This window comes from Pseudomonas sp. 43A (assembly GCF_013363935.1).
GTDB lineage: Bacteria > Pseudomonadota > Gammaproteobacteria > Pseudomonadales > Pseudomonadaceae > Aquipseudomonas > Aquipseudomonas crudilactis.
This window is the reverse complement of the sequence record NZ_CP054880.1, coordinates 2,881,429-2,894,453: the sequence shown is the minus strand read 5'-3', so window position 1 is coordinate 2,894,453 and position 13,025 is coordinate 2,881,429. Positions and strand designations below refer to the sequence as shown.

The window sequence follows — 13,025 nt, the reverse complement described above, 5'->3', positions numbered from 1 at the left end:
AGATCCTCGCCAAAGGACCTTCGCCTACGTCGTGACCTCCACGTTATCCAGCGCTTTGTTCACCGCCAGCTCGCCAAGCATGACGACCTGCGCAATCCCCAACAGCGTCTTGCGGTGGGTGCCTTCCAGCATCGCCGCGAAGTCGCCGAGCATCACTGTGGCCGACGACAGCGATTCGCTGGCGTTGGCCAGTAATGATTCGGTGTCGGCTTTGGGATTGACCAGGAACATCTGGTTGGGGATGTATGGCGCGGACATGATGGCGGCTGAGGGTTTGAGGTAGAAATCGAGGGCGCGGTCGGCGGCTTCGTGGAGTTTTCTAGTCTCAATGGAAACGTAGGGGGATGTTGAGTTGGCGTCGGGGATGGCGTCTGTTTCGGGGGGATTAGGGGTTGGCTTTTTCATGGTGTATCTCCAGTCTTGCGGTGGAGCTGGCCCTTTCGGTTCCACGCGAGGGGTGGCAGCTGTACGCAGGTTGGAACCCGGGGACCAGAGAAAACCCGGCAGACTCGAAGTCTCCCGCGCACAGCCGCCATAACAGAGTGCACACCATGAAGGTGCGCAAGCATACGTCATGAAAGCCACTTTTGCGCTTCTTGGGTCCCGGGGTTCCAATCCCGATCGCTGAATTGGCAGCGACCCACACACACTAGAGAGCCAACGTCCGACGGACAACCTGAAAACATTGTGGGAAGGTTCCGCAATTCCCACACAACCTTTAAACATCACGAATTGAAATACACAACGTGCGCCATCAGCTCCCGCCGTTCCGACACACGCCCATCACGTTGTACTTGATGGTGTTGAGCTGCCCCTTGGAGTCCTCATAAGTCATGGCGGTCGGCACGACTTTGCACGCAGGCTGTGGCTTCACCACGCTCACCACTTTGACCACGTCCAGCTTCATTCCGTATTCGTAATCCTTCACCACCGGCGGCGCTTTGCCCTGGTTGGCGGCGTACTGTTCCATGGCTTTGCCGTTGGCGCTGAACGCGCGTTCAAAGGTGCGGTCACCACCGCCTTCGGCCAGCACATTCACCGACATCGCCATGACCGCGGCGAATGCGATCAACTTGAGTACTTTCATGTCCATTTCCTTCCCGTCCGGGCGTAAAAAAAGCCCGGCATCGATGCGCGATATCGGGCTTCTATAAAGGCAGCAGGCTTACAGGTCGCGGGTCTTGTCGTCTTTCTTGTCAGTGACGACAACCGGGTTGCCGGCGGCTTTTTCCTTGGCGACGAACAACTCCATGGAGCGGTCGTTGCTGCTCATCATCCGCTCGAATGTGCGGTCACCGCCGCCTTCGGCCAGGGCCACGGAAGAGATCGCCAGAGCGGCAGCGAAGGCCGTGAGTCGGGTAAGTTTCATCTTTGATTCCTCGTTTAAGTAACTGACGGGATCAAAGTAACAAGGCGCACCTTTCGTGACGGTGGCGGGGAAATTACATATCCGTTATGTGCCTGCCCAATCGTCTGGATGGCCGCAAAACTACTGTGGGAGCGAGCTTGCTCGCGAAGAGGCCGTATCAGTCGACTGATTAGTCGAATGACACAACGCCTTCGCGAGCAAGCTCGCTCCCACAGGGGGATTAACTATTGAATTGGAACAGCGTCCTCATCCCGGCGATGGGCGAGTTGATAGAGCGCCGGCAAGATCAGCAGCGTCAGGATCGTGGAGGACAAAATACCGCCGATCACCACGGTCGCCAGTGGCCGCTGCACCTCCGCACCCGTGCCGGTCGCCAGCGCCATCGGAATAAACCCCAGCGACGCCACCAGCGCTGTCATCAACACCGGCCGCAAACGCGTCAACGCACCCTCATGGATCGCGTCCGAAAGCGGCCGCCCCTCCTCGCGCAAATTACGAATAAACGCAATCATCACCAACCCGTTCAACACCGCCACACCGGACAACGCGATAAACCCGACACCAGCGGAAATCGACAGCGGAATATCGCGCAGCCACAGCGCCATGACCCCACCGGTCAAGGCAAACGGAATCCCGGTAAACACCAGCAAGCCGTCCTTCAGGTTGTTGAACATCATGAACAACAACCCGAACACCAGCAGCAGCGCCACCGGCACCACGATCTGCAAGCGCTTGGCCGCCGATTGCAGTTGCTCGAACTGCCCGCCCCAACTGGTCCAGTAACCGGCAGGGACCTGCACGTCACGTTCGATCACTTCGCCGGCCTCGCTGACGAATGAACCGATATCACGCCCGCGCACGTTGGCGCTGACGATCACCAGACGCTTGCCGTTCTCGCGGCTGACCTGATTCGGCCCGAGCACCAAATCGAGGCTGGCGACGTCTTGCAGCGCGATGAAACCGATCTGATTGGCCGCGCCATTCACCGCAGGCACCGGAATCAGCAGCGCCGACAAGCCGTCGATGTCCTTGCGCATGGCATCGGACAGGCGCACGACCATATCGAAACGCCGATCACCCTCATACAACGTCCCGGCCTGACGACCACCGACCGCAACGGCAATGGTGTCCTGCACATCACCGACGTTGAGTCCGTAACGCGCGGCTTTATCGCGATCGATGTTGATGGTCAGCACCGGCAACCCGGTAGTCTGCTCGACCTTCACTTCGGATGCGCCGTTGACCTTCTGCATGGCAGCGGCGATTTTCGCCGCCGTGGCATTGAGCACGCCCATGTCATCGCCGAACACCTTCACCGCGACATCACTGCGCACGCCGGAAATCAGTTCGTTGAAGCGCAATTGAATCGGCTGCGACAGTTCATAGTTGCTGCCCGGCAGTGTCGCGGCGGCGGCTTGCAGCTCGGCCATCAAAGTTTCGCGGGACTTGCCCGGATCCGGCCACTGCTCTTTCGGCTTGAGCATCACATAGCTGTCGGAGATATTCGGCGGCATCGGATCGGAAGCGATTTCGGCGGTACCGGTGCGGGCAAACACGCGCTCGACTTCCGGCACCTTCGCCAGAATCAACGTCTCCAGTCGCTGCTGCATATCCACCGATTGCGTCAGGCTGGTGCCCGGCACGCGCAGCGCTTGCAGGGCAAAATCACCTTCGCTGAGGCTTGGCACAAACTCGCTGCCCATGCGACTGGTGAGCACGCCGCTGAGCACGATCACACCCAACGCCGCGCTCACGGCCACCGCGCGATTGGACATCACCCACGCCAGCGCCGGCGCATACACACGACGCGCGCCGCGCATCACCGCGCCCTCTTCTTCCTTGACCTTGCCGGTCACGAACAAAGCAATGGCCGCCGGTACAAAGGTCACCGACAACAGCATCGCACCAAGCAACGCAATCACTACGGTGAACGCCATCGGGTGGAACATTTTTCCTTCGACGCCGCTGAGCGCGAAGATCGGCAGGTACACCACCATGATGATCAACTGCCCGAAAATCAGCGGTCGCCGCGCCTCTTTTGCCGCCGCAAAGACTTCTTTGAAGCGTTCGGCGCGGGTCAACAAACGTCCGTGATGCTGCTGCGCATGGGCGAGTCGGCGCAGGGTGTTTTCGACAATCACCACCGCACCGTCGACGATGATGCCGAAGTCCAGCGCGCCGAGGCTCATCAGGTTGGCGCTGACCTTGTTGCTGAACATCCCGGTGAAGGTGAACAGCATCGACAGCGGAATCACCATCGCGGTAATCAGTGCCGCGCGGATGTTGCCGAGGAACAGGAACAGAATCGCGATCACCAGAATCGCGCCTTCGATGAGGTTCTTTTTCACCGTGGCGATGGCTTTGTCGACCAGGTGCGTACGGTCGTACACCGGCACCGCGATCACGCCTTGCGGTAAGGACTTGTTGATCTGCTCCAGCTTGCTGGCCACTGCTTGGGAGACCGTGCGGCTGTTCTCGCCGATCAGCATAAACACGGTGCCGAGCACCACTTCGCGACCGTTTTCCGTGGCCGCACCGCTGCGCAATTCGCGACCGATTTCCACGGTGGCGACGTTCTTCACCCGGATCGGTGTGCCGTCGACATTGGCCATGACAATGTTGGCGATGTCCTCGGTGCTCGCCACTTGCCCCGGCGCGCGGATCAGCAATTGCTCGCCGCTGCGCTCGTTGTAACCGGCGCCGACGTTGGCATTGTTGCGCTCCAGCGCGGTGACCAGATCGGTCAGCGTCAGCTTATAAGCGGCAAGGCGTTTCGGGTCCGGCGCAATCTGGTATTCCTTGGCGAAGCCGCCGATGGTGTTGATCTCGGCGACACCGGGTACGTTGCGCAATTGCGGCTTGATGATCCAGTCCTGAATCACCCGCAGATCGGTCGGTGTGTACGCACTGCCATCGTCCTTGAGTGCGCCCTCCTTCGCCTCGACCGTCCACAAAAAGATCTCGCCGAGACCGGTGGAAATCGGCCCCATCACCGCCTCCGCGCCTTCGGGCAATTGCTCCTTGGCGATCTGCAAACGCTCGTTGACCAGTTGGCGGGCGAAGAACAGGTCGGTGCCGTCCTTGAAGATCACCGTGACTTGCGACAGCCCCGAGCGCGACAGCGAACGGGTCTGCTCCAGCGCCGGCAGACCGGCCATCGCGGTTTCAATCGGGAAGGTGATGCGCTGCTCGGTTTCCAGCGGCGAGAACCCGGCGGCGCCGGTGTTGATCTGCACCTGGACGTTGGTAATGTCGGGCACGGCGTCGATCGGCAGCTTTTGATAACTGGCGATGCCGAGGCCGGCCATGAGCAGAACGGCGAGCAGGACGATGATGCGCTGCTCGATGGCAAACTGGATCAGGCGTTCGAACATGGGAGTCTTCCGGATCAGTGGCTGTGCTCGGCTGAGGCTTTGCCCAGTTCCGATTTGAGGACGAAACTGCCGGCGCTGGCGACTTGCACGCCCGGTTCCAGGCCCTGGATGATTTCCACGTGACCGGCTGCGCGACTGCCCAGCTCAACCGGGCGCGCTTCGAAACCGTCGTCGGTGCGCACGAACACCGTGGGTTTGTCCTCGACGGTCTGGATCGCGGTTTCCGGCACGGCGACTTTCGCTTCACGGCTGTCGGTCGCCACCAACGCGGTGACAAACAGACCGGGGCGCCATGAGCCTTGCGGGTTTTCCAGGGTGACGCGAACGGTCGCAGTGCGGGTTTGTTCGCCGAGCAAGCTGCCGACATAAGCCACGCTGCCGACCACTTCAGCGTTCAGTTCGGGCGCGCTGACAGTGACCGTTTTACCCACTTGCACCTTGTTCAAGTCCTTCGGCGACACACCGAACGTCACCCACACTCGCGACAAATCCGAGAGGGTGAACGCCGCCGTGGTTTCATCGACCACCTCGCCCGGCGTCAGGTGTTTTTCCACCACCACACCATCGAACGGCGCGCGCAATTCATAGCGATTGCCGCCGGTAGCAACCACGCTGCCGCTGAGCGCGCTAATTTTCTGCCGGGCATTGCTCACGGCGATTTCCGCCTCTTGCAAAGCCTGACGCGCCTGGAGGAAATCCTGCTCGGCGGAGATCTTGTCCTGCCAGAGTTTTTTCTCCCGTTCATAAGTGGTGCGCGCCAAGGCCAAACGACGTTGCGCGGCGGCTTGCTCGCTGCGCTGATCAGAGATTTGCTGACTGGCGATCACCGCCAGCAACTGGCCCTTCTTCACTGTCTGCCCGAGGTTGACTGCCACCGACTCGACCACACCCGGGACGCGCGGCACCACGTGAGCGGTGCGGTCTTCGTCGAAGCGCACTTCGCCGGGGAACGGCAGGCCGAGGCTGATGTTTTGCGGCTTTGCTTCGGTGAGTTGAATGCCGGCAGCGGTGATCTGCTCGGCGCTTAACTCGATGTGCCCCTCTTCGGCATGCTCAGCCGCTGCACCTTCTTGCGCGTGATCGGCGTGTTCAGCGGCCTCATCGGCATGGGCGTCGATGCTTGCGTTACCCGCCCACTGCGAGCCGATACCAATGCCCAGTGCCAATGTCGCCACCGCGACCACCATCAGTTTTTTATCCATGAAAACTCCTCTGCGCCGTGCCTGCGCGCAGTTGTCTGAAAAGTGAAATTCAAGGGCGGACGCTGAGGTCGCCGAAGATCCGTTCGATGCGTACACGGGCGTCGGTCGCCTCGCTGACGGCCTGGATGTACTGGCTTCGCGCAGCGATCAAGGTGCGTTGCGCATCGAGCACATCGAGGAAGCCGAACTTGCCCATTTCGAAACCGCGCGTTGCACTGTCGACCGCACTTTGCGCGGCGGGCAGGATGGTCTGGTTGAACGCTGTGACTTCGCCGTTGGCGGTCTGCCATTGCTCGAGGCTGGTCTGGATTTCCGTGCGCAATCGCAGCTCGGTGGCGTTGCGCAGATCCCGCGCCTGATCGGTTCGGCGCGCTGCGGCGAGCACGTTGCCTTGATTGCGATTGAACAGCGGAATCGGCATCGACAGCCCGACCACGTTGACCCGCTCGCGCTCGGTTTCGCTGTACTGGCTGCCGATGCTCACGGTCAGGTCGGGAATGCGCTGGGATTTTTCCAGGCCCAATGACGCTTCGCGTTGATCGATCTGCAGTTTGGCCAGACGCAGTTCGGCGGTCTCGTTCAGACGTTCGAGCAATCGTGTCGGTGGAGGAACGTCCGGCATGCTTTGCGTGGGTGCCTGCACCTTGGTCGATGTCGGCAACGGCGCGCCCATGACTTGCGCCAATTGTTGGTACGCGGTGGCCTGATCGCGCTCTGCCCGGCTCAGTTCAAGGCGCACTTCCGAGAGTTGCACTTGCGCCCGCGTGCCTTCGACCGGCGACGATTTACCCGCCTCGATCCGTCCTTGCGCCACGCGCACACCGTGCTCGGCCAATTGCAGGGATTGCCGGGCCAGCTGCAAACGCTGCTGCGCGGTTTGCGCGCTGTTGAACGCCTGAATCACATCGGCACGCAAGGCATTGCGCTTGCGCTCCAGTTCGATGCCGGCAGCGTCCTGCGCGCGGCTGGCGACGTCGATGCGTGCGCCGCGTTTGCCGCCCAGTTCGATCGGCTGACTGAGCATCACCGTGGTTGTGCGCGAATTGCGGCGAGTGTCTTCGGCTTCCCAGGAAATCTCGGGATTAGGGATCAGGCCAGCCTGCTGACGATCACCTTGGGCGATGCCGATTTCCCACTGCGCAGCGGCCAGCTCCGGGTTGCCGGCGAAGGCACTTTGCAGGGCTTGATCCAGCGTCAGGGGCGCTGCGTTTGCAAGGCTGGTACAGGCCAGCAACAGGATGCCGCTGGCGGTTTTTTTCAGGCGTGATCGCGCCGTCAGTTCTATTAAACCGGGCAATGGAAGACTTCCTTTATTCAAGTATCTCGGATGCCGCCACGGTAGGGTTTTGAACTTATCGACAAGGTGACTGGAACATTACAAATCCGTTATCCACGGTTTGGGGAAGTTGTTTTGTTCTAGGATGCGAAGTGCTAGCGGCGTTATCGAAATACATCGAAACAAAAACACGCTAGTTATCTGCTGAATTGCACTTGCCGGAATCAAACTCATGGGGATTTTGTTGCTTGTGCTGCGACCGACTGTCGCAGAGCACCGTTTTAAAGCGCTTGGCGGTTGACCCTATAGCCACTACAACCTTTATCGTCCGGACTTCCCCTCACTCCAGCCCTCTCCCGGGGGGAGAGGGAGCCGACCGAGATGTCTGGCGTTATATATCGACCTGTTACATCTAGTCGATTATGGATTCAGTAAATTTTTTTCACGTCGGCGTAGTTCTGAAATATCCCGCATTCAGTCCCCTCTCCCTCTGGGAGAGGGTTAGGGTGAGGGTGTTTTAAATTAGATACCCATTAATTAAAAGTGGTGAAAGATCATGCGAATCCTTGTCGTCGAGGACGAGCTTAAAGCTGCCGAATACTTGCATCAGGGTTTGACCGAAAGTGGTTATGTCGTTGACCACGCCGCCACCGGTGCCGATGGCCTGCATCTGGCGCAACAGCACGCCTATGACCTGATTATTCTCGACGTGAACCTGCCGGAACTCGACGGTTGGGGCGTGCTGGAACAACTGCGTCGCACCCACGCCACACGGGTGATGATGCTCACCGCGCGCGGGCGCCTGGCCGACAAGATTCGTGGCCTGGATCTGGGCGCCGACGATTATCTGGTCAAGCCGTTCGAGTTTCCCGAACTGCTGGCGCGGGTGCGCACCTTGATGCGCCGCAGCGAAAACATCCCGGTGCCGCAAGTTTTGAAAGTGGCCGATCTGGAGCTCGATCCGGGCCGCCATCGCGCGTTTCGCGGGCAACAGCGGATCGACCTGACCACCAAGGAATTCGCTCTGCTGCATCTGCTGATGCGCCAGTCCGGCGAAGTGCTGACGCGCACACAAATCATCTCGTTGGTGTGGGACATGAATTTCGACTGCGACACCAACGTGGTCGAAGTGTCGATCCGCCGCTTGCGGGCGAAGATCGACGACCCGTTCGACAGCAAACTGATCCACACCCTGCGCGGTGTCGGCTATGTGCTGGAGGCGCGGGAATGAAGCCGGCCAGCCTGTCGATGCGCCTCGGTTTGACGGTGAGTATTCTCGGTGCGCTGCTGGTGGTGTTTCTGGCGATCCTTGCCTATTTCGCGTTGACCCATGAGCTCAATGCGCTGTCGCGCGACAGTCTCGAGAAGAAGATGGCGCAGGTCGAACACAGCTTGTCGCTGTACGTCGATGCCAATGAGATCAGCGGCAAGCCGCACATTTTGCTCGATCAGGTCATGGGCCATGACAACCTCACTTTGACGATTTATGACCGTTTGAATTTGCGCTCGCCGCTGCTCAAATCCGGTAGCGGTTTGACTGATCCACGGGTTGAATTGAAAGCGGTGCGGGCGACCACAGATCAATTGACTTACTCCGACAGCCTGGATGCTGAAAGCGCAAAGTTCCTCACCGCTTCGAAGCTGATTCGTCTCAAGGACGGCAATCGCGTGCCGGTGCTGCTGTCGATGGACAACGCCCACGATCAGGCCCTCCTCAGCGCGTATCTGCGCTCGACGCTGATTGCCTTGCCGTTGTTGCTGGTGTTTATCGGCCTGACCGCTTGGGGCGCGGTGCAGCGTGGTTTGGCGCCGCTGCGCGAGTTCCGCAAAGTGGCGGCGATGGTCTCTACCCAGGATCTGGAACACCGGCTGTCGGTGGTAAACATGCCGCAAGAGTTGAGTGAACTGGCGCAGGGCATCAACTTCATGCTGCATCGGCTGGATGCCGGGGTGCAGCAGTTGTCGCAGTTCTCTGATGACTTGGCGCATGAGCTGCGTACGCCGATCAATAACCTGATGGGCAAGGCGCAGGTGACCCTTTCGCGCGAGCGCTCGGTGGATGAGTACAAAGATGTGTTGGTGTCATGCACCGAGGAACTGGAGCGCGTGGCGCGGATTGTCTCGGACATGCTGTTTCTGGCACAGGTCAGTCATCCATCGGCGCTGGCGCCGTTTGAAGCGGTGGCGCTGGAGGTTGAAGTCGCGAAAGTGGCCGAGATGTTTTCGTTGTCGGCGCAGGATAAGCAGATCCATTTGAATGTTGTTGGTAGCGCGGCGGTGATGGGCGATCGGTTAATGATTCAGCGGGCTATTTCCAATCTGCTGTCCAACGCGCTGCGCCATTGCCCGAACGGGAAAACCGTGACGCTGCTGATTGAACAGAGTGCGACTCAGGCCTCCCTCCTGGTCAGCAACCCCGGCGCCGGGATTGAGGCGCAGCATCTGCCGCATCTGTTCGACCGCTTCTACCGCGTCGACAGCAGCCGCTCACGCTCACAGGGCAGCACCGGATTGGGGCTGGCGATCGTGCGCTCGATCATGAGCCTGCATCAGGGTGTGGCGGAGGTTAAGAGTTTGCCGGGGGCGATGACCGTGTTCCGGCTTGGGTTTCCTGCGGCGACACCAACGGCCCCTTCGCTTGCAGGCAAGCTCCCACAGTGATTTGCGGGGTACTCAGGTTTGTGGACACCACTGAAACCTGTAGGCCTTCGCCTGTTCGCGATGGCGGTGGGTCCTGCAAAATCTGCACTGCCTGATACTCAGCCTTCGCGAGCAAGCTCGCTCCCACAGGGACCGTAGTCATTCACAAAATATGTGGACACCGCCAGAACCTGTGGGAGCGAGCTTGCTCGCGAAAGCGGTAAATCAGGCACCAACAAAAACGGCACCTTCCGGTGCCGTTCGCCTTTCACACTTCCCCTATCACTTGCGTGCATCCGCCCAGGATTTCAGCAGTTCGTTGTAGCTCACGGTCTCGCCCTTCGGCTTCTCGTTGGCCAGTTTCGGTTTCGGTGCGCCCGGTTGATCGAACCAGTATTGCGCGTCGCGCTCTGGATTCATCTTCGGCGCACAAACAGCTTGGGCCTTGGAGCGTTCGAGGCGCGTCATGATCGCGTCCTGATCCTTGGCCAAACCGTCGAGCGCCTGTTGCGGGGTCTTCTCGCCGCTCGCCGCTTCGGCGATATGGCTCCACCACAGTTGCGCCAGCCGCGGATAGTCCGGCACGTTGGTCCCGGTCGGGGTCCATTGCACGCGGGCCGGGCTGCGGTAGAACTCGACCAGGCCACCGAGTTTCGGCGCCAGATCAGTCATCGCCTGCGAGTTGATGTCCGACTCGCGAATCGGCGTCAGGCCGACGATGGTTTTCTTCAGCGACACGGTTTTCGAGGTCACGAACTGCGCATACAACCACGCCGCCAGCTTCTGTTTTTCAGGCGTGGATTTCATGAACGTCCACGAACCCACGTCCTGATACCCGAGCTTCATGCCCTCCTCCCAATACGGCCCACGCGGCGACGGCGCCATGCGCCATTTCGGCGTGCCGTCGGCGTTGACCACCGGCAGGCCCGGTTTGGTCATGTCGGCGGTGAACGCGGTGTACCAGAAGATCTGCTGAGCAATGTTGCCCTGCGACGGCACCGGACCGGACTCGGAGAAGGTCATGCCCGCCGCTTCCGGTGGCGCGTACTTCTTCAGCCAGTCGACATACTTGGTGGTGGCGAACACCGCCGCTGGGCCATTGGTGTCGCCGCCGCGAGTCACGCTGGAACCGACTGGATGGCAATCCTCGACACGAATCCCCCACTCGTCCACCGGCAAACCGTTGGGCAAACCTTTGTCGCCGCCACCGGCCATGGAGAACCAGGCATCGGTGAAACGCCAGCCCAGCGACGGGTCTTTCTTGCCGTAGTCCATGTGCCCGTAAACGCGTTTGCCGTCGATTTCCTTGACGTCTTCGCTGAAGAATTTGGCGATGTCTTCATAGGCCGACCAGTTCACCGGCACGCCCAATTCGTAGCCGTACTTTTCCTTGAACTTGGCTTTCAGATCGGCGCGTTCAAACCAGTCAGCACGGAACCAGTACAGGTTGGCGAATTGCTGGTCGGGCAGTTGATAGATCTTGCCGTCCGGCGCGGTGGTGAACGAGATGCCGATGAAGTCCTTGATGTCGAGGGTCGGCGAGGTGAAGTTCTTGCCTTCGTTGGCCATCAGGTCAGTGATCGATTCGGTCTTGCCGTAGCGAAAGTGCGTACCGATCAGGTCCGAGTCGTTGACCCAGCCGTCATAGATGTTTTTGTCGGACTGCATCACCGTCTGCATTTTTTCCACCACGTCGCCTTCCTGCAGCAGGTCGTGGGTGAGCTTGATCCCGGTGATTTCGCTGAACGCCTTGGCGAGCACTTTCGACTCGTATTCGTGGGTGGTCAGGGTCTCGGAAACGACCTTGATGTCCATGCCGCGAAACGGCTCGGCGGCCTTGATGAACCACTTCAATTCTTCGAGTTGCTGCTCGGCCGTCAGGGTCGACGGTTTGAATTCACTGCCGATCCATTTTTTCGCCGCGTCTTCGTAGGCATCCGCCCACGCGGCGGCGCTCAAACCGCTGAGTGCCAGCATGGCTGCCAATGAAATGCTATGTCGCAGCTTATTGTTTTTGTCGAACATAGAGACCTCCTGTTTAGGATTTCGGAGCACGGTTGCCGATTGACTCGACTAGCCCCAACGCATCACAGCCAACAGCCACACCAGGGACAACGCGGACGCCACCCAGATGCTCCAGTCGGTGGCGCCGATCACCAGCAAATGCAGGTAGGCGCTGCCGAGAAGACCGATAAACAAGCGATCGCCACGGGTGGTGGCAATCGGCAGAAAACCTCGCCGCAGGATGCTCGGCGAACGCAGTTCCCAAGTGGTCATGCCGACCAGAATCAGGCCGATGACGATGAAGAATGCTGCGGTAGGCGTGGTCCAGCTCATCCATTCCATCATCAGCTCCTCAGACCCGACCGAGGGCAAAGCCCTTGGCCACGTGGTTGCGAACAAACCAGATCACCAGCATGCCCGGCAGAATAGTCAACACCCCCGCCGCTGCCAGTACGCCCCAATCGATACCCGACGCCGACACCGTGCGCGTCATGACGGCAGCGATTGGCTTGGCGTTTACCGAGGTCAGGGTGCGCGCGAGCAGCAGTTCGACCCAGGAAAACATGAAGCAGAAAAACGCCGTGACACCGATGCCCGAGCCAATCAGCGGGATGAAAATCTTCACGAAGAACTTGGGGAAACTGTAGCCATCGATGTAGGCGGTTTCGTCGATTTCCTTCGGCACCCCGGACATGAAACCTTCGAGAATCCACACCGCCAGCGGCACGTTAAACAGGCAATGCGCCAAGGCCACGGCGATGTGCGTATCGAACAGACCGATCGACGAATACAGCTGAAAGAACGGCAGCAGAAACACCGCCGGCGGTGCCATGCGGTTGGTCAGCAGCCAGAAGAACAAGTGCTTGTCGCCGAGAAAACGATAGCGGGAAAACGCATAGGCCGCCGGCAACGCCACGCTCAGCGAGATCACCGTGTTCAAACTCACGTAATACAGCGAGTTGAGATAACCGGTGTACCAGCTCGGGTCGGTGAAGATCACTTTGTAGTTCGCCAGCGTGAAGTCCTGTGGGAAAAGTGTCAGACCGCCAAGGATTTCGGTGTTGCTCTTGAACGACATGTTCAGCAGCCAATAGATCGGCACCAGCAGGAACAGGATGTACACCAGCAACGGAATAATCTTTCTCTTGCTCATGGCCGGG

Annotated in this window: 11 protein-coding genes; 2 read left to right on the top strand and 9 right to left on the bottom strand. The window is 59.6% G+C overall.

Features of this window, described 5'->3' with window-relative positions:
* Window positions 1–24 precede the first annotated feature (24 nt).
* The 6 genes from HUW52_RS12910 to HUW52_RS12885 form a co-directional block, all read right to left on the bottom strand.
* Complete coding sequence (locus HUW52_RS12910) at window positions 25–405, bottom strand: DUF6124 family protein (RefSeq protein ID WP_175553845.1); 381 nt, start codon at window positions 403–405, stop codon at window positions 25–27.
* Between the two features lie 349 nt (window positions 406–754).
* Window positions 755–1,087, bottom strand: coding sequence for a DUF2790 domain-containing protein (locus tag HUW52_RS12905; protein ID WP_175553844.1), 333 nt, complete (start codon window positions 1,085–1,087; stop codon window positions 755–757).
* Between the two features lie 78 nt (window positions 1,088–1,165).
* Window positions 1,166–1,369, bottom strand: coding sequence for a co-regulatory protein PtrA N-terminal domain-containing protein (locus tag HUW52_RS12900; RefSeq protein WP_175553843.1), 204 nt, complete (start codon window positions 1,367–1,369; stop codon window positions 1,166–1,168).
* A gap of 224 nt (window positions 1,370–1,593) precedes the next feature.
* Complete coding sequence (locus HUW52_RS12895) at window positions 1,594–4,743, bottom strand: CusA/CzcA family heavy metal efflux RND transporter (protein WP_175553842.1); 3,150 nt, start codon at window positions 4,741–4,743, stop codon at window positions 1,594–1,596.
* Between the two features lie 14 nt (window positions 4,744–4,757).
* On the bottom strand, window positions 4,758–5,945 hold the full coding sequence (locus HUW52_RS12890) for an efflux RND transporter periplasmic adaptor subunit (protein WP_175553841.1): 1,188 nt from the start codon (window positions 5,943–5,945) through the stop codon (window positions 4,758–4,760).
* Between the two features lie 49 nt (window positions 5,946–5,994).
* Window positions 5,995–7,242 carry a TolC family protein gene (locus HUW52_RS12885; protein ID WP_175553840.1) on the bottom strand — a complete coding sequence of 416 codons (1,248 nt, stop codon included), beginning with the start codon at window positions 7,240–7,242 and terminating at the stop codon, window positions 5,995–5,997.
* A gap of 535 nt (window positions 7,243–7,777) precedes the next feature.
* Here HUW52_RS12885 and HUW52_RS12880 point away from each other — a divergent pair.
* Window positions 7,778–8,452, top strand: coding sequence for a heavy metal response regulator transcription factor (locus HUW52_RS12880; protein ID WP_175553839.1), 675 nt, complete (start codon window positions 7,778–7,780; stop codon window positions 8,450–8,452).
* The gene (locus HUW52_RS12875; RefSeq protein ID WP_175553838.1) at window positions 8,449–9,882 is read left to right on the top strand and encodes a heavy metal sensor histidine kinase; all 1,434 of its coding nucleotides are present in this window, start codon (window positions 8,449–8,451) and stop codon (window positions 9,880–9,882) included. The genes HUW52_RS12880 and HUW52_RS12875 overlap by 4 nt, the downstream gene beginning before the upstream one ends.
* A gap of 261 nt (window positions 9,883–10,143) precedes the next feature.
* Here HUW52_RS12875 and HUW52_RS12870 read toward each other — a convergent pair whose 3' ends face one another.
* From HUW52_RS12870 to HUW52_RS12860, 3 genes are read right to left on the bottom strand one after another with little or no spacing between them, the layout of a single operon-like run.
* Window positions 10,144–11,886 (bottom strand): ABC transporter substrate-binding protein, encoded by a 1,743-nt coding sequence (locus HUW52_RS12870; RefSeq protein ID WP_016986564.1) that lies wholly within the window; start codon window positions 11,884–11,886, stop codon window positions 10,144–10,146.
* Between the two features lie 48 nt (window positions 11,887–11,934).
* Window positions 11,935–12,207, bottom strand: coding sequence for a DUF2160 domain-containing protein (locus tag HUW52_RS12865; protein ID WP_007912485.1), 273 nt, complete (start codon window positions 12,205–12,207; stop codon window positions 11,935–11,937).
* Between the two features lie 10 nt (window positions 12,208–12,217).
* The gene (locus HUW52_RS12860; RefSeq protein WP_016986562.1) at window positions 12,218–13,018 is read right to left on the bottom strand and encodes a carbohydrate ABC transporter permease; all 801 of its coding nucleotides are present in this window, start codon (window positions 13,016–13,018) and stop codon (window positions 12,218–12,220) included.
* Between the last annotated feature and the right edge of the window lie 7 nt (window positions 13,019–13,025).